Raw genomic sequence first — 16,497 nt, 5'->3', positions numbered from 1 at the left:
ACTATCACCGCTAGTTTGGGGGCTCAGGACGACCAGGCAGTACCGGGAGGAGAGCCATGAAGGCCCACGAGGGGATGTACATCGGCGGAGAGTGGCGCGCCGCCGTCGGCGGCGAGACCATCGCCGTCGTCAACCCGGCCGACGAGTCGGTGATCGGCCATGTCCCCGCGGGCACCGCCGAGGACGTCGACGCCGCCGTGCGCGCCGCCCGCGCCGCCTTCCCGGCCTGGGCCGCGACGGCCCCCGCCGAGCGCGCCGCCAAGATCGCCGCCCTGCGCGACGTGCTCGTCGCCCGCAAGGACGAGGTCGCGGAGACGGTCACGGCCGAGCTCGGCGCGCCGCTGCCGTTCTCGCAGATGGTGCACGCCGGCGTACCGATCCTGGTGTCCGGCTCGTACGCGGAGCTCGCCGCCTCGTACCCCTTCGAGGAGAAGGTCGGCAATTCGACCGTCTACGCCGAGCCGGTCGGCGTCGTCGGCGCCATCACGCCCTGGAACTACCCGCTCCACCAGATCGTCGCCAAGGTCGCCCCGGCGCTCGCCGCCGGCTGCACGGTCGTCCTCAAGCCCGCCGAGGACACCCCGCTCACCTCCCAGCTGTTCGCCGAGGCGGTCGACGCGGCGGGCATCCCCGCGGGCGTCTTCAACCTGGTCACCGGCCTGGGCCCGGTCGCGGGCCAGGCCCTCGCCGAGCACGCCGACGTCGACCTCGTCTCCTTCACCGGCTCGACGGCGGTCGGCCGCCGGATCGGCGCGACGGCGGGCGCGGCCGTCAAGCGCGTGGCGCTTGAGCTCGGCGGCAAGTCGGCGAACGTGATCCTGCCGAGCGCGGACCTGGCGAAGGCCGTGAACGTCGGCATCGCCAACGTCATGGGCAACTCCGGCCAGACGTGCAGCGCCTGGACCCGCATGCTCGTGCACACCTCCCAGTACGACGAGGCCGTGGAGCTCGCGGGCGCCGCTGCCGCCAAGTACGGCGACCGCATCGGCCCGCTCGTCAACGCCAAGCAGCAGGCGCGCGTGCGCGGCTACATCGAGAAGGGCGTCGCGGAGGGCGCGCGCCTCGTCGTCGGCGGCACCGGGACCCCGCACGAGAAGGGCTACTTCGTCGCCCCGACCGTCTTCGCCGACGTCACGCCCGAGATGACCATCGCGCAGGAGGAGATCTTCGGCCCGGTCGTCTCGATCATCCGGTACGAGGACGAGGACGACGCCCTGCGCATCGCCAACGGCACCGTGTACGGCCTCGCGGGCGCGGTCTGGGCGGGCGACGACGCGGAGGCCGTCGCCTTCGCGCGCCGTATGGACACCGGACAGGTCGACATCAACGGTGGCCGCTTCAACCCGCTCGCTCCGTTCGGCGGTTACAAGCAGTCGGGCGTCGGCCGCGAGCTGGGCTCGCACGGCCTGTCCGAGTACCTCCAGACCAAGTCCCTCCAGTTCTAAGGGAGTTCAGATCCACATGGTTCGCGCCGCAGTACTGCCCGCCGTCGGCTCCCCGCTGGAGATCACCGACATCGACCTGCCCGAGCCGGGCCCCGGCCAGGTCCGCGTCAAGCTCGCCGCCGCCGGGGTCTGCCACTCCGACCTGTCCCTGACCAACGGCACCATGCGCGTCCCCGTCCCGGCCGTCCTCGGGCACGAGGGCGCGGGCACCGTCGTGTCGGTCGGTGAAGGCGTCACGCACGTCGCACCGGGTGCCCATGTCGTCCTCAACTGGGCGCCCTCGTGCGGTAGTTGCCACGCCTGCTCGCTGGGTGAGGTGTGGCTGTGCGCGAACGCGCTGGCGGGTGCGGGGGACGTCTACGCGCACCGGTCGTCCGACGGCAGCGACCTCCACCCGGGCCTGAACGTCGCCGCGTTCGCAGAAGAGACGGTCGTCGCCGCGAACTGCGTCCTGCCGGTCCCGGACGGCGTCCCGCTCACGGACGCGGCCCTCCTCGGCTGTGCCGTCCTCACCGGATACGGGGCGATCCACCACTCGGCGCGCGTACGCGAGGGTGAGACGGTGGCTGTCTACGGCGTGGGCGGGGTGGGGCTGGCCACGATCCAGTCCGCCCGCATCGCCGGCGCCTCGAAGATCATCGCGGTCGACGTCTCCCCGGAGAAGGAGGAGCTGGCGCGGACGGCCGGAGCCACCGACTACGTCATCGCCTCCGAGAACACCGCCCGCGAGATCCGCGGCCTCACCGGCAAGCAGGGCGTCGACGTGGCCGTGGAGTGCGTGGGCCGCGCGGTGACGATCCGTACGGCCTGGGAGTCGACGCGCCGCGGTGGCCGCACCACGGTCGTCGGCATCGGCGGCAAGGACCAGCAGGTCACCTTCAACGCGCTGGAACTCTTCCACTGGGGCCGCACCCTGTCCGGCTGCGTCTACGGCAACTCCGACCCGGCCGAGGACCTCCCCGTCCTCGCCGAGCACATCCGCGCGGGCCGCCTGGACCTCAGCGCGCTGGTGACCGAGCACATCGCTCTGGACGGCATTCCCGCCGCGTTCGACAACATGGTCGCGGGCAAGGGCGGCCGGGCGCTGGTGGTGTTCTAGGGGTTCAGTGGCACGGGGGCCCGCCTCCGGGGGGACGGAGGCGGGCCACCGGACCGGTCAGCTGAGGCAGTTGCCGTCGGGCGCCGCCGTCAGACCGGTCACCGTGTGCGTCACCTCGATCGACTGCCCAGGCGACAGCTTGAAGCCGTACTCCGCGTCGACGCAGTACGTCATGGCCGTGTCGTTCGACATGCTCGTGACCTCGGTGGCGCGGAAGAAGGCGTAGTCCTCCCCTTCGGCGACCGAGACGGTCGGCTCGAAGAGGTCGTTCGTGGTCAGGCAGACGTAGCCGTCGGCGTGGCAGGCGACGACGTCGGACTGCGCGCCGGCGGCACTCGCCGCACCCGAGCCGAACGCGGCCGAGGCGGTGAGGGTGGCGCCGACCAGGACGGCGCGCCAGGCGTGGTGTCGCAGCATGAGGATTCCCTGTCTGGTTGGGCACGGCTCGTGGCCGTGCAGTCCGAACCCCGCTGATCCGTACGGGAGTTGCCCGATGGCCGGCGAGGGGTTCGGACGCTAGGCAGCGGCCATTACCGAGGCGTTACTGGCCTGCTCGATCGATCCGTGCCGCCAGACCGTTGACCCCGTACCGTCTGGTCGGTACGTTCCCCGGAAACGCGGCGCCGCCACCACGTCCCCACACCCCATCGGAGTGTGTCCGCATGGCCGAAGCACCATCCGCTCACCCCGGCACCACCAGCACCGACAGCACGGACAGCACCACCTCTCCCCACGACAGCACCCGCTCCCGCCGGAGAGTGGCCACGGCCGCGACCCTGGCCTCCGCCGTCGAGTGGTACGACTACTTCGTCTTCGGCATCGCCGCGGCCCTCGTCCTCGGTGACCTGTACTTCCCCTCCGGCAGCCCCACCGCCGGCGTACTGGCCGCCTTCGCGACGTTCGCCGTCGGCTTCCTCGCCCGCCCCATCGGCGGCACCATCGCCGGACACCTCGGCGACAAGCGCGGCCGCAAGCCCATGCTGGTCCTCGCCCTGACCCTGATGGGCCTGTCCACCACGGGGATCGGACTGCTCCCCACGTACGAGACGGTCGGCGTGGCCGCGCCGATCCTGCTGGTCCTCCTGCGGATCGTGCAGGGCCTCGCGGTCGGCGCGCAGTGGGGCGGCGCCATGCTGATGGCCACCGAGTACGCCCCCGAGAACAAGCGCGGCCTGTACGGCAGCCTGGTCCAACTCGGCGTCCCCATCGGCGTGATCACCGCGAACACGGTCTTCCTCGTCGCGGGCGCGGTCACCTCGGACGAGGCGTTCGCGGCCTGGGGCTGGCGGGTGCCGTTCCTGGCGGGACTGCTGGTCCTGGCGCTCGCCTTCTACATCCACACGCGGGTCGAGGAGACGCCCGAGTTCAAGGAGGCCGAGCGGAAACTCGCGGACTCCGAGAAGGCGGCGAGCGCCGCCCACTCGCCGCTGCGCACGATCCTGCGCGAGCACCTCGGCACGGTCTTCCTCGCGGGCGGCTCCTTCGCCGTGAACACGGCCACGTTCTACATCCTCATCACCGGGGTCCTCGACTACACGACCCGCGAGCTCGACATGGAACGCGAGGCCGTCCTGCTGGTCTCGCTCTGCGTCAGCCTCACCCAACTCGCCCTGATCCCGGCCGCGGCGGCGCTCTCCGACCGCATCGGGCGCATCCGCATCTACGCGGCGGGCGCGCTGGGCCTCGCGGTGTGGGCGGTGCCGATGTTCCTGCTCATCGACACCGGATCGCTGCTCTGGCTGGCCGTCGGCACCTTCGTCACCAGCTGCTTCCTCAGCATCATGTACGGGCCGCAGGCCGCCCTGTTCGCCGAGCTGTTCACGCCCGAGATGCGGTACACGGGCGCCTCGCTCGGCTACCAGATCGCCGCGGTGCTCGGCGGCGGACTGGCCCCGTTCGTGATGGTGCTGCTCCTGGAGGCCAGCGGTACGTCGATGGCTGTGTCGGCCTACATCATCGGGCTCGCCGTGATCGCCCTGGCGTCCATCAAGGTCCTCGCGGGCCGGGCGGGTTCACGCTCCTGACGCGTCCGGCGCGGGCGGCGCGGTCAGTCTCGGGAACGACCGCGCCGCCACCAGGAACACCAGCGTCGTCAGGACGAACGGCCAGGTGAACGTGTGCCCGCCGACCGGCGCGACCAGCGCGCCGAACGCCGGGGCGAAAGCGGTCGCGACGACGGCCGCCACCAGCGCGTACAGCAGCGTGCGCGGTCCGGGCGCCAGGAAGACACCGCACAGCGCGAGCGCGACGAGCACCGCGTTGTAGCCGCACGTCCCGTCCGCGAGCCGGTCGGCGGGCACCCCGAGGGCCCAGGCCGCCGCCATCCCGGTGGCGTTCCCGAGACAGGCGACTCCCGCCACCCGCAGCCCGGCCACCAGCAGCCCGGCGAGCACGAACGCCCCGACGTACCACTGCGGCATCAGGAAGACCTGGCCGAACCCGGCGAAGAAACCCCGCGCCGCACCGGCGAACCCGAGCCCCTCCGTGGTGCCCTCCACCGGCTTCGGCAGTGCGGCGAGCCCGGCCCCGCCTCCGCTCCACACCCGCGGAAAGCCGGGCGCCGCCAGCGTGATCGCGCCGGCCACCGCACAGAACGGCAGCGTCAGCGCGGGCAGCCCCCACGTCCCGAACGCCCGCCCCGCGGCAGCCGTCGCCACCGTCACGACCACACACCCGAGCAGCGCGACGAGCGCCGTCGCCACCCGGTCGGGCCGCAGGAACACCGCGCAACTCACCCCCACCAGGCAGGAGTTGAACCCCTCCATGCCCTGGCTGAGCCGCTCGCGAGCCACCCCGAGCAGCCAGGCGACGCCCGTGCCGACGGCCGCGCCCCCGACCCCGTAGAGCCCGTACTCCCACCCGGCCGCGCACAGCGCCACGGTGAACAGGACACCGGTGAGCGCCCGCGGCAGGAACGCCACCTGCCCCATCCCGCGCAGCACCCGCACCCCGAACTGCCTGCAATCGGCAGCCCCACTACGCCCTGCTTCAGGGCGAATTGCGGCACCCGCCATCTCTGCCATGCGCCGCTCCCGCGTTACGACGATGTTTCCCAGCCCGGCGCATGGACCTTACAGCCGCTTCTCGGACGGGACGGGCGCAGGTGCCGATTCCCGCGCGTACCGGGGGCGGGAACGCGCCACGGCGACCCCGGCCAGGCACAGGGCCCCGCCGCCGAGCGTGATCAGCCCCGGCACCTCGTCGAGGACGAGCCAGGACATCAGGACGACCAGCGCGGGCACGGCGTACGTCGTCGCGCCCATCCGGCTCGCGGTCGTCCGGGCGAGGGCGTACGCCCAGGTGGTGAAGGCCAGCGCCGTCGGGAAGACGCCCAGGTACAGCATGTTGAGCGTCGCCGACGCGGGCGCGTGGGCCATGTCGTGCACCAGCTGTCCCGCGAACGGCAGGCACGCCACCGCGCCGATCGCGCACCCGAACGTCGTCACCTGCAAGGCGCTCGCCCGGCCGAGCGCCGGCTTCTGCGCCACGACGCCGCAGGCGTACCCGATCGCGGCGATCACGCACAGTACGACGCCCACGACGTCGGCGCTGCCCTCCCCGGACATGGAGAACCCGACGGCGACGGCGCCCGCGAACGACACCGCCATCCCCGCGAGCAGCCGTGGGGGCAGCGGGTCGCCGAGGAACCGGGCGGACAGCAGCGCCACGAGGATCGGCCCGATGTTCACGACGAGCGCCGCCGTGCCCGCGTCGACCTGCTGCTCGCCCCAGTTCAGGGCGACCATGTACACCCCGAACCAGAGCACGCCCGAGACGACGATGCCCCGCCACGCCTCGCGCGGCGGCCACCCCTCGCGCCGTACGGCGCAGATCGCTCCGAGCACGAGGGCGCCCGCGAGGAGGCGGCCCAGGGCGAGGGCACCGGGGGAGTAGTGCGCGCCCGCGCTGCGGATGCCGACGAAGGCGGAGGCCCAGAGTATGACGGTGAGGGCCGCTGCCGCGGTGGGGCGGGTGGACGGGTGCACGGTTCTCCTTGGTGCGGGTCGGACGGGGTGGGGTCTCGCGGATACGTCTGCCGGATTCTGCCGGTCGGCGTCTGCGGGTGTGTGGTGGGCTGGTCGCGCCCCGCGGCGGAGCCGCTGATGACACAGCCCCCATCGGCCTGGAGGGACCCGAAGGCCGGAGGGGCTACTCGCGGGGGTGTACACCCAGCTCCGACCGGAGGACGTCGTGGCCGGTCGTCGTCAGGCGGACCGCTCGTTCGGAGCCGATGCGCTCGACCCAGCCGGAGGCGAACGCGTGGTGGCACAACCCGGCCCCCGCTACACCCGCAAGGTGCTGACGCCGCTCCGTCCAGTCGAGGCAGCCGCGGACCAGCGGCCGGCGCCCACCGGAGTCGAGCGCCACCCCGAGCCCCCGGAACCAGCCGAGGCCCGCCTCGGTCAGCGAGAACCCGGTGTCGACGCGGAGCAGCCCCCGCTCCGCCATTCCGTCGGTCACGGCGATCCCGAGCCGCCCCGCGAGGTGGTCGTAACAGGTCCGCCCCCGCGCCATCGCATCGCGCGCGGACGACGCCCGCAGCGTCCGCGGCCGCTCCCCGCCCCCCGGCACGGCGTACGCGGCGAGGCCCTCCACGAGCTGCGCGACCTGCGCGTCGGCGAGCCGTACGTACCGGTGCCGGCCCTGCCGCTCCTCCGCGAGCAGCCCACCCGCGACGAGCTTGCCGAGGTGCTCGCTCGCGGTGGACGCGGCGACCCCCGCGTGCCGCGCGAGCTCACCCGCCGTCCAGGCCCGCCCGTCGAGCAGCGCGAGCAGACAGCAGGCCCGGGTCTCGTCGGCGATCAGTGCGGTGAGCGCGGCGAGCCGGGCGGCACCTGGTTCCTTGGACGCAGCCGAAACAGCCATGGCTCAAGGATGGGCCAGGGACGGTTCGGCGCACACCGAAACGTCAGTGGGGCGCGGCCACCGGCAGTGCGGCGAACTGCACCGCGAGCCCGTCGAGCAGCGCGGCGAGCCCCGTCTCGAAGGCCCGTTCGTCCACGACGTCCTGCCGGTCGGCGAGCAGGTGCGCCTGCCCGAGGTGCGGGTAGTCGGCGGGGTCGTACGCGTCCTGGTCGTCGACGAACCCGCCGGCGAACGATCCGAGCGCGGACCCCATCACGAAGTACCGCATGAGCGCGCCGATGGAGGTGGCCTGCGCGGGCGGCCACCCGGCGTCGACCATCGAGCCGAACACGGCGTCGGCGAGCCGGAGTCCGGCGGGGCGCCGGCCCGGTCCCTGGGCGAGCACGGGAACGATGTTCGGGTGCTCCCGCAGCGCGGCCCGGTAGGAGACGGCCCAGTCGTGCAGCGCCGTGCGCCAGTCCCGCTCGTCGGCGGCGTCGAACATCGACAGGTCCACCTGTGCGCTCACCGAGTCGGCGACGGCTTCGAGGATCTGGTCCTTCGTGCGGAAGTGGTTGTAGAGGGAGGGCCCGCTGACCCCGAGTTCGGCCGCGAGCCGCCGTGTCGAGACGGCGGCCAGCCCCTCGGCGTCGACGAGGGCGCGGGCCGCGTCGACGATGCGGTCGGTGCTGAGGAGGGGCTTGCGCGGTCGGGCCATGCCGCACATAGTAGGGCTGTCACCGTAAAACTAGCAGTGCTAATTTAAGAGCATCTGCCACCGTGCCTGGGGAGTCGTCCGTGAATCTGGAGCTGAGTGAGGAGCAGGCGGCCGTCCGGCGGCTCGCCGAGGACTTCGTGGCCGGCGAGATCGCGCCGAACGTCGTGGAGTGGGACCGCCGCGAGGAGGTCGACCGCGGCATCGTGAAGAAGCTCGGCGAGGTCGGCTTCCTGGGCCTGACGATCGACGAGGAGTACGGCGGCTCCGGCGGCGACCACCTCGCGTACTGCCTGGTGACCGAGGAACTGGGCCGCGGCGACTCCTCCGTGCGCGGCATCGTCTCGGTCTCCCTCGGCCTGGTCGCCAAGACCGTCCAGTCGTACGGGACCGAGGAGCAGAAGCGGGAGTGGCTGCCGAGGCTGACGGCGGGCGAGGCGCTCGGCTGCTTCGGCCTCACCGAGCCCGGTACGGGCTCCGACGCCGGGAGCCTGACGACCAGGGCGGTCCGCGACGGCGGCTCCGACGGGGACTGGGTGATCAACGGCTCCAAGATGTTCATCACGAACGGCACCTGGGCCGACGTCGTCCTCCTCTTCGCCCGTTCCACGGACGCCCCGGGACACAAGGGCGTCTCCGCCTTCCTGGTCCCCACCGACACCCCCGGACTGACCCGCCGCACCGTCCACGGCAAGCTCGGCCTGCGCGGTCAGGCGACGGCGGAGCTGGTCCTGGAGGACGTGCGCGTGCCCGCCTCCGCGATGCTCGGCCCGGAGGGGAAGGGCTTCTCGATCGCCATGGCCGCCCTCGCCAAGGGCCGGATGTCGGTCGCCGCGGGCTGCGTCGGCATCGCGCAGGCCGCGCTCGACGCGGCGGTCGGCTACGCCGCGGAGCGCGAGCAGTTCGGCAAGCCCATCGCCTCGTACCAGCTGGTCCAGGAGCTGATCAGCGACATCTCGGTCGATGTGGACGCGGCCCGGCTGCTGACCTGGCGCGTCGCCGACCTCATCGACCGCGGCGAGGACTTCGCCACCGCGTCGTCGAAGGCCAAGCTCTTCGCGTCCGAGGCCGCGGTCCGCTGCGCCAACAACGCCCTCCAGGTCTTCGGCGGCTACGGCTACATCGACGAGTACCCGGTCGGCAAGCTGCTGCGCGACGCCCGCGTCATGACCCTCTACGAGGGCACGAGCCAGATCCAGAAGCTCATCATCGGCCGCGCGCTGACGGGCGTCTCGGCGTTCTGAGTACGTACCTAGGTAGCCGAGCGGATGTGGCTGCGGTCACATCCGCTCCATGCTGTCCGGCATGAGTGAGACACCGGTCAAGCAGCACAACACCACGGCCTTCTACGGACAGGCCATCGCGTCCTTCGCCGTCGCGATCACCGCGACGGCCGTCGGGATCTACAGCCTCGACGCGAGCGGCTGGATCCGCGCGTTCCTGGCGATCGCCGTCCTGTACCTCACGACGTCCGCCTTCACCCTGGCCAAGGTCATCCGCGACCGCCAGGAGGCCGACCAGATCGTGAGCCGGGTGGACAAGGCCCGCCTGGAGAAGATCCTCGCGGACCACGACCCCTTCAACACGGTCGCCTGACCTCCCCGGACGCGAGCGACCTAAGCGCTCGCTCACCTGTGAGGGTATGGTGGGCCCGCCCCCTACAGGATGCGAGCGCAGCGATGACGCAGGACGAGCAGGTAGCCGCCCCCTCGGACGACATGCCGTGGTCCGAGGTCACCCCTGACGCGGCCCGCCGCCTCATGGTCGCCGCGGTCGAGGCGTTCGCCGAGCGCGGCTACCACGCCACCACGACCCGTGACATCGCGAGCCGGGCCGGCATGAGTCCGGCCGCGCTCTACATCCACTACAAGACCAAGGAGGAGCTCCTCCTCCGGATCAGCCGCATCGGCCACGAGAAGGCGCTGGAGATCCTGCGCCGCGCGGTCGAGGGCGAGGGCACCGCGGCGGAGCGCCTCGCGGAGGCGGTCCGCTCCTTCGTGCGCTGGCATGCCGGCCACCACATGACTGCGCGCGTCGTCCAGTACGAGCTGGACTCCCTCGGCGAGGAGCACCGCCCGGCCATCGTGGCGCTGCGCCGGCAGAGCGACGCGGCCATCCGCGAGATCATCAACGACGGCGTGAAGTCGGGGGAGTTCGACGTCCCGGACGTGCCCGGCACGACCGTCGCCGTGCTCTCGCTCTGCATCGACGTGGCCCGCTGGTTCAACGCGGAAGGCCGCCGGACGCCCGACGAGGTCGGCGCGCTCTACGCCGACCTCGTCCTGCGGATGGTGGGAACCCGGAGCTAGGGCCTGTCTCACCGGCTCACAGGTAGTAGCGGGACACCGACTCGGCGACGCAGACCGGCTTGTCGCCGCCGTCCCGCTCCACCGTGAACGCCACGGCCAGCTGCACGCCGCCCGGCACGTCGTCCACGGACGTGATCTTCGCGGTGGCCCGCAGCCGGGAGCCGACCGGGACCGGGGCGGGGAAACGGACCTTGTTCGTCCCGTAGTTCACGCCCATCTTCATGCCCTCGACCGACAGCAGCTGCGGCCCGAACAGCGGGAGCAGCGACAGCGTCAGATAGCCGTGCGCGATGGTCGTGCCGAACGGCCCGTCCTTGGCGCGCTCCGGGTCGACGTGGATCCACTGGTGGTCACCGGTGGCCTCGGCGAACCGGTCGATCCGCTGCTGCTCGATCTCGACCCAGTCGCTGTACCCGAGCTGCTCGCCCACGGCGCCCTTCAGCTCGTCGATGCTCTTGAAAACCCGCGGCTCGGCCATCTTCCGTCGCCTCCATGTCGAATGTCTAAGCGCTTGCTCAGTGCTCCAGGCATGCTAACAACGGGGCCGCCCGGAGGATAGGCTCGGCCGGGTGCCACAGATCCCGGAGAAGATCCACGAGCTCAGCGTCGGTCAGGTGTCGGCACGTAGCGGCGCCGCCGTGTCCGCCCTCCACTTCTACGAGGCCAAGGGCCTGATCAGCAGCCGCCGCACCGCCGGCAACCAGCGCCGCTACACCCGTGACACCCTGCGCCGGGTCGCCTTCATCCGCGCCGCCCAGCGCGTCGGCATCCCCCTCGCCACCATCCGCGACGCGCTCGCCGAGCTCCCGGAGGAGCGCACCCCGACCTGCGACGACTGGGCACGCCTCTCCGAGGCCTGGCGCTCCGAACTGGACGAGCGGATCAAGCAGCTGAGCCGGCTGCGCGACCACCTGACCGACTGCATCGGCTGCGGCTGCCTCTCCCTGGACACCTGCGTCCTGTCCAACCCGGACGACGTCTTCGGCGAGCGGCTCACCGGCTCCCGCCTGATGGCGGAGCGCCGGGAGCGTCCCGCGCCGTCCTGACCGGCGGCGCCGTCACTCGTACTCGGTGCCGCCCTTGCGGGTCAGGTACGCCGGGCTGACCGCCTTGGCGATGGCCCGCCCACCCGTGACCGGGCTGTACCGCTCCACGACCGGACGGATCACCACGCCCTCGCGCAGATGCAGGTCGCGCCCCGACACGGTCTCCCGCCCCGTGGCGAGCTGCAGGACGCGCTCCACGTCGTACGGTCCGGTGAACAGGCTCGGTACGAGCGGCAGTTCACCGTCGAGCAGGGCGTCTGCCGACAGCCAGCGCACTTCTCCGCCGATCTCCGCGGCAACGTCGAACACCGCGTAACCCAGCGTGTCCCTGCGGCCGTCGGCGCCGTACGTCAGGTCCTGCACCCCCGCGCCGTACACCTCGCCGAAGATCCCGACGCGTGCCGCGCCGAGCCGTCCGGCGATCCGGGCGGCGGCCTCGGCGACCCCGTGCCCGCGCACGGCACGCCAGTACAGGTTCCGCGGATCCTCCTGCAGCGCCAGGGACTTGGCGCCGAACCCCTTCGACGACACGTACACCCGCTCGTCGGCCGCGACGTACGTCACCAGGCACGCCGACCCGTGCAGCTTCTCCGTGACGACCACCGGCTCGCCGGGCGCGAACACGTCCGGGTAGCGCGCGATGTTCTCGATGTCGACCCACGGCAGCAGCTCCGGCGCGCTCTCCACGTCACCGTTCATGGTCGGCGGCACCGGCGGCACCCACTTGGTGATCCCGAGCAGCTCCGCGAAGTCCGTCCCGTCCCCGGCCGCCGCGCCGAGGTCGACCCCGGCCAGCGCTCTTGGCCGGCACACGATGCCCTGCGACAGCTCCCCGCGCAGCCGCACCGCCTTCACCCGGTCCGCGTTCCCGCCCGCGAGCCGCCCGGTCAGCCCCAACTCCTCGATGAGCGGCGCCGGGAGCACGGACTGCTCGGGGATGTACACGGCGGTGTCCCCGGTCCGGTACGCCCCCTTGGCGACGACGGCGCGATACAGGCCCACCTGGGCCAGTTCGAGGGCGTCGGCGTTCGGGTGGGGGTGGATGGTCAGGCTCTCGGCGGTGACGCGCAGCGTCGACATGAGGGCGTTTCTCCTCGGGCTGGTACGGCTCTCGTCCCGCCCAACTCTCCGCACGGGAAACGGCTGGCGCGACGGGAATTCCACCTGCTAGGCGGCGATGCGCGGCTCCGCGGGGAGTCGGTGCGCGGCCCTGCGGGAACCGGCGCCGCGCCTCACCCGCCCAGCGCCGCCCGTACCAACGGGGCGTTCCCCGTGGCCCGCTCCCCGTCCGGCAGGACCAGCGTGTCCTCGAGCCCCACCCGCGTCGCAAGCCCCAGCCGCACGGCCAGCCGCAGCACCGGCCACGCCCCGCCCTCCTCCCCGTGCAGCAGCACGGGCCGCCCGTGCCCGGCGCCGACCGCCGCGAGCAGCACCCGCGCCGACTCCTCGGCCGTGGCCGGATCCGGGTCCGTGACCTCGGCCAGCACCCGCAACACCCGCTCCCGCAGCGGCGACACCGCGAACCGCTCCGCCCCGTCCGTGCCGGACCACAGCCCCGCCTCCACCCCGACGCCCCGCTCCAGCAGCGCGGCGGCGACCTTCTCGGCCCCCTCCTCGTGCCAGTTCACCGACGCGTGGTCCGGCAGCGTCGTCCACGCGCGGACCCGCGCCACCCGCGCCGCCGCGTCCGGCTCGGCCCACGCGCCCGTGGTCACCCCGACCGGCACCGCCACCCGGGCCCGGATCGCGTCGAGCGTCGCCGCAACCGAACGGGGCGACAACGTGTCTTGTCCACAAGGGGACTTGGGGTGAACATGCACATCCGACGCACCGGCCGCGACCGCCGCGGCGGCGGAGTCCGCCAGCGAGCCCGGCGACAGGGGCACCACCGCGCCGTCGCCCGCACCACGAGCACCGTTCAGACACACCTGTACGAACGTCATGCACGCGATGGTGCCAGCCGGCACCGACAGCAGCGACAGCACTCGGGGGAGAGCACGTCATGCCACTCGCGATCACCTCACTCAAGTACGAGGCCGCCCGCTCCGGCGCACAGACCCTCAGGTACGACAGCGACGGCTACCACCTCGTGCGGTTTCCGTACGCGGCGGCCGAGGAGTCGTACGACCCGTGGAAGATGCACGACCCGGCCGGCGGCGGAGGCACCTCCACGTACCCCGACGCCCGCTCCGGTCTCATCTGGCCCAGCCACGACGGCTGGGGCACCCTCTCCGCCCTGGTGTTCTGGAAAGCGGACAGCAGGGCCACCGAGTACCGCGCCCGCTTCGTGCGCGACCCGCTGAACCTCTCCACCGGCTACGACTCGACCGCCACCACGGACATCTCGGCGACCGGCGGCGGCCAGTACCGCTCGTACACCTGGCAGATGTTCGTGCACCCCGGCACCCCGGTCGGCCTGAAGATCTCCGCCCGCAGCGGCGACAAGGGTCTCGCCGTGCCGCTCGTGCTCGCCGAGTTCAAACTGGCGATCGAGACGGACGTGATCAGGCCCTGACGTTCGTCCGACGGCCGGCGACGACAAAGGCCGTTGCCGGCACGGGAGTTCGTGACGCCGTCAGGCGGTGGTTCCTGCCGGACACCGGCACGCCGCAGGCCCGCCTCGTAGAGTCGAGGGCGTGACACCACATGACACGCTCGACGCTCAACTCCCTTCGCTCACCGTCGCGCAGGCCGACCGGCTGCGCGCCCTCGTCGCCGATCATCTGCACACCCGTACCGGTACCCGCCCCACGGTCGTCGGCGACACGGCGGAGGCGGGGGAGCGTCGGTATCCGCTGACGAACCTCGCGCAGCGCTGCCGCGCCACCCCCGAGGAGGACTGGCCCGAGCTGGTCGAGGGGTTCTTCGACGCGCTCGCCGACGCGTCGTCGGGCGGGGAGAGCGCCGAGGAACTGCTCGCCGCGACCTGTCTGCGCCTGGTGCCCGCCGGTGCGCTGCCCGCCGACGGCTTCGGCTACCTCCGCGGCGTCGCCGACGGGCTCCACCTCGCCCTCGCGCTCGACAGCCCCACCTCCGTACGGATCCTCGACGACACCGACGTCGAACGTGCGGGCGCCGACGCGCTCTGGGCCGCGGGACAGCGCAACCTCGTCCGCGCCCCGATCCGGCACGAGGAGGTCCGGCTCGACGGGCACCCGGTCCTGCACTCCGTGTACGGCGACTCGCCGTTCGTCGCGGGCAAGGCGCTCATCCTGCCCGAGCTGGTCGCCGAGGTGACCGGGCGGCGGATGCCCGACGCGGGCGCGCTCGTCGTCGTGCCGACCCGGCACCTGCTCGCGTTCCACCCGATCGTCGACGGCAGCGCGGCCGACGCCGTCAACGACCTCGCCACGTACGCCGTCAAGGCCCACGACGACGGCCCCGGCTCGCTCTCGCCGCGCGTCTACTGGTGGCACGAGGGGCGCCTCACCTCGCTCACCGTCATCGACCACGAGGCCCGCACCGTCGCGCAGCAGCCGCCGGACGCCCTCCTCGGCATGCTGAAGGCGCTGCGCGGACTCGACCGGGCCGGCCGGCTCGTGACGTCGGCCCGCCCGGCCGACACCGCCGAACTCACCGACACCACGGTCGAGTCGATCGAGCGGCTCGGCGCGGAACCGGAGCGGCTCCCGGACGCCTTCGCCTCGGCCGTCGCACTCGCCCACGCGCACGCCGCGAGCGACCCCCGCGCCGACCGGGTGGAGACCTGGGACGCCTGGGTCGCCGCGCTGCAGCTCGGCACCGCCCTGTTCACCGAGACCAAGGACGTCGTGGTGCCGCTCGGCGAGCGGGAGCCGACCGTGCCGGCCGCCGGGCCCGAGGCGCACACCGACGCCCGCGCCTGGCTCGACGCCTACTACCTCACCCTCGTCACCCGCGAGCGCGACCGCACCACCCGGCTCTGCCAGGTCCCGCTCGACGCGCTGCGCGGCGGGGACGCACCGGTCGACGACTACGTCCTGCACTGGGTCGACGTCCTGCAGAGCCACTGGCTGCGCCGCCCCGTGGACGACGTCGTCGAGAAGCTCGTCGCCGTGATGGAGAAGTCCCACCCGGACGTCGCGACGCACGCGCCCAAGGACTTCCTGAACGCGATCGACTACCAGCCGGTCGCCCTGTTCCACCGGCTGCTCACCCAGGACCACGACGCGTTCGCGGACGCGCTCGCGGAAGCCCTCGCGCAGCACGGGAGTTACTGGGGCGACGCGGCGGCGCCGCGCGCCCGGGTGGCGCTCGGACCGCTGGCCCTCGCCTGCCTCGCGTACGACATGGACTTCCCGCTCGGGGCCACCGGCCGTCCGTACCTGCCGGAGTACCTGCTCGACCGGCAGCGACTCGAGGTGATCCCGGGCTGAAGCGGGCCGGGTCCTGGTGAATCCGGGGGTGCGCCGGTGGTCACCGGTCCGCACCCCCGTCGCGCTACGCCGAGACCAACAGCCGCGCGCGCCTGGCCTCCGCCAGGGCCGCGGGTGTGAGAACGGGCCGCGGCACGACGATGCCGCAGCGGGTGCAGACGGGGCCCGACGACGGTTCGTGCGCCAGGTCGTGGTTCCAGACGAGCCCACTGCCCGCGCACACCGGGCAGCCGTGGCCCGGCTCGCGCTCCAGCGCGGCGATCAGCCGACGCAGTACTTCGGCCAGCGGTTCGGTGGGGTGCACCGACGGGTCGTCGCACCAGGCGACCCCGAAGCCGCCCCAGGTCAGCCGGTGCCAGTCGTCCACGCTGCCGGGGCGGCGTAGCCCGTCGTGCTTCTCCTTGCGCCTGCGCTCCGCGAAGGCGACTTCGTACGCGAGCCAGACGGCCCGCGCCTCCTCCAGCTCCTCCAGCGCCGCGACCAGCCTGGCCGGGTCGGGGGAGCGGTCCTCGGGACCGAAGCCGGCCCGGGAGCACAGATGGTCCCAGGTCGCCCGGTGGCCGTAGGGGGCAAACCTTTCGAGGCACTTGCGCAGTGAGTACCGTCGCAGTGCCAGATCGTTGCGCGGATCGCGCACCTGTCTTGCCAGACTCCGGAATCCGGCCATCGCCCTGCACCTCCGT

18 protein-coding genes are annotated in these 16,497 nt (G+C 72.7%); 9 read left to right on the top strand and 9 right to left on the bottom strand.

Annotation, left to right across the window (positions count from 1 at the left end; genetic code table 11):
- Window positions 1-56 precede the first annotated feature (56 nt).
- Together M4J07_RS18040 and M4J07_RS18035 are read left to right on the top strand one after the other, a co-directional pair.
- Entirely contained in the window at window positions 57-1,445 is a 1,389-nt protein-coding gene (locus tag M4J07_RS18040) for an aldehyde dehydrogenase family protein (RefSeq protein WP_255973102.1), read from the top strand.
- A 16-nt stretch (window positions 1,446-1,461) separates the two neighbouring features.
- On the top strand, window positions 1,462-2,544 hold the full coding sequence (locus tag M4J07_RS18035; protein WP_255973100.1) for a Zn-dependent alcohol dehydrogenase: 1,083 nt from the start codon (window positions 1,462-1,464) through the stop codon (window positions 2,542-2,544).
- Window positions 2,545-2,601: 57 nt separating this feature from the next.
- Here the strand turns inward: M4J07_RS18035 and M4J07_RS18030 are convergent, their stop codons facing one another.
- Complete coding sequence (locus M4J07_RS18030) at window positions 2,602-2,961, bottom strand: hypothetical protein (RefSeq protein WP_255973098.1); 360 nt, start codon at window positions 2,959-2,961, stop codon at window positions 2,602-2,604.
- 245 nt (window positions 2,962-3,206) lie between these two features.
- On the opposite strand from M4J07_RS18030, the gene M4J07_RS18025 reads away from it, so the two are divergent.
- The gene (locus tag M4J07_RS18025) at window positions 3,207-4,568 is read left to right on the top strand and encodes an MFS transporter (protein ID WP_255973096.1); all 1,362 of its coding nucleotides are present in this window, start codon (window positions 3,207-3,209) and stop codon (window positions 4,566-4,568) included.
- On the opposite strand, the gene M4J07_RS18020 is transcribed toward M4J07_RS18025, so the two are convergent.
- The 4 genes from M4J07_RS18020 to M4J07_RS18005 form a co-directional block, all read right to left on the bottom strand.
- Complete coding sequence (locus tag M4J07_RS18020; protein WP_255973094.1) at window positions 4,557-5,474, bottom strand: urea transporter; 918 nt, start codon at window positions 5,472-5,474, stop codon at window positions 4,557-4,559. The genes M4J07_RS18025 and M4J07_RS18020 overlap by 12 nt on opposite strands.
- A 141-nt stretch (window positions 5,475-5,615) precedes the next feature.
- Complete coding sequence (locus M4J07_RS18015) at window positions 5,616-6,530, bottom strand: DMT family transporter (RefSeq protein ID WP_255973092.1); 915 nt, start codon at window positions 6,528-6,530, stop codon at window positions 5,616-5,618.
- Between the two features lie 163 nt (window positions 6,531-6,693).
- The gene (locus tag M4J07_RS18010; RefSeq protein WP_255973090.1) at window positions 6,694-7,410 is read right to left on the bottom strand and encodes an ArsR/SmtB family transcription factor; all 717 of its coding nucleotides are present in this window, start codon (window positions 7,408-7,410) and stop codon (window positions 6,694-6,696) included.
- 43 nt (window positions 7,411-7,453) lie between these two features.
- Complete coding sequence (locus M4J07_RS18005; RefSeq protein WP_255973088.1) at window positions 7,454-8,107, bottom strand: TetR/AcrR family transcriptional regulator; 654 nt, start codon at window positions 8,105-8,107, stop codon at window positions 7,454-7,456.
- A gap of 80 nt (window positions 8,108-8,187) precedes the next feature.
- On the opposite strand from M4J07_RS18005, the gene M4J07_RS18000 reads away from it, so the two are divergent.
- The 3 genes from M4J07_RS18000 to M4J07_RS17990 all read left to right on the top strand — a co-directional run bounded on the left by M4J07_RS18000 (window position 8,188) and on the right by M4J07_RS17990 (window position 10,413).
- Entirely contained in the window at window positions 8,188-9,348 is a 1,161-nt protein-coding gene (locus M4J07_RS18000) for an acyl-CoA dehydrogenase family protein (RefSeq protein WP_255973087.1), read from the top strand.
- Between the two features lie 61 nt (window positions 9,349-9,409).
- The gene (locus M4J07_RS17995; RefSeq protein ID WP_255973086.1) at window positions 9,410-9,700 is read left to right on the top strand and encodes a YiaA/YiaB family inner membrane protein; all 291 of its coding nucleotides are present in this window, start codon (window positions 9,410-9,412) and stop codon (window positions 9,698-9,700) included.
- 83 nt (window positions 9,701-9,783) lie between these two features.
- Window positions 9,784-10,413, top strand: coding sequence for a TetR/AcrR family transcriptional regulator (locus tag M4J07_RS17990; RefSeq protein WP_255973084.1), 630 nt, complete (start codon window positions 9,784-9,786; stop codon window positions 10,411-10,413).
- A 16-nt stretch (window positions 10,414-10,429) separates the two neighbouring features.
- On the opposite strand, the gene M4J07_RS17985 is transcribed toward M4J07_RS17990, so the two are convergent.
- Window positions 10,430-10,891, bottom strand: a complete 462-nt coding sequence (locus M4J07_RS17985; protein ID WP_255973082.1) for a MaoC family dehydratase — start codon at window positions 10,889-10,891, stop codon at window positions 10,430-10,432.
- Between the two features lie 91 nt (window positions 10,892-10,982).
- Here M4J07_RS17985 and soxR point away from each other — a divergent pair, with 91 nt between their 5' ends.
- Window positions 10,983-11,459: a redox-sensitive transcriptional activator SoxR gene (gene soxR / locus M4J07_RS17980; protein WP_255973080.1), complete on the top strand. Its 477-nt coding sequence runs from the start codon at window positions 10,983-10,985 to the stop codon at window positions 11,457-11,459.
- A gap of 12 nt (window positions 11,460-11,471) precedes the next feature.
- Here soxR and M4J07_RS17975 read toward each other — a convergent pair whose 3' ends face one another.
- Together M4J07_RS17975 and M4J07_RS17970 are read right to left on the bottom strand one after the other, a co-directional pair.
- Window positions 11,472-12,539 (bottom strand): RNA ligase (ATP), encoded by a 1,068-nt coding sequence (locus tag M4J07_RS17975; RefSeq protein ID WP_255973078.1) that lies wholly within the window; start codon window positions 12,537-12,539, stop codon window positions 11,472-11,474.
- Window positions 12,540-12,691: 152 nt separating this feature from the next.
- Window positions 12,692-13,402, bottom strand: coding sequence for a 3-keto-5-aminohexanoate cleavage protein (locus M4J07_RS17970; protein WP_255973076.1), 711 nt, complete (start codon window positions 13,400-13,402; stop codon window positions 12,692-12,694).
- Between the two features lie 59 nt (window positions 13,403-13,461).
- On the opposite strand from M4J07_RS17970, the gene M4J07_RS17965 reads away from it, so the two are divergent.
- Window positions 13,462-13,974: a hypothetical protein gene (locus M4J07_RS17965; RefSeq protein WP_255973074.1), complete on the top strand. Its 513-nt coding sequence runs from the start codon at window positions 13,462-13,464 to the stop codon at window positions 13,972-13,974.
- A gap of 121 nt (window positions 13,975-14,095) precedes the next feature.
- A complete protein-coding gene (locus tag M4J07_RS17960; protein ID WP_255973072.1) occupies window positions 14,096-15,814 on the top strand; it encodes an immunity 49 family protein in 1,719 nt (572 codons plus the stop codon).
- Between the two features lie 64 nt (window positions 15,815-15,878).
- Here the strand turns inward: M4J07_RS17960 and M4J07_RS17955 are convergent, their stop codons facing one another.
- Window positions 15,879-16,481 (bottom strand): hypothetical protein, encoded by a 603-nt coding sequence (locus M4J07_RS17955; protein ID WP_255973070.1) that lies wholly within the window; start codon window positions 16,479-16,481, stop codon window positions 15,879-15,881.
- Between the last annotated feature and the right edge of the window lie 16 nt (window positions 16,482-16,497).

Source organism: Streptomyces longispororuber (genome assembly GCF_024448165.1).
Taxonomy (GTDB): domain Bacteria; phylum Actinomycetota; class Actinomycetes; order Streptomycetales; family Streptomycetaceae; genus Streptomyces; species Streptomyces longispororuber_A.
The sequence above is the reverse complement of the archived record's forward strand: the minus strand, read 5'-3'. Positions and strand labels throughout refer to the sequence as shown.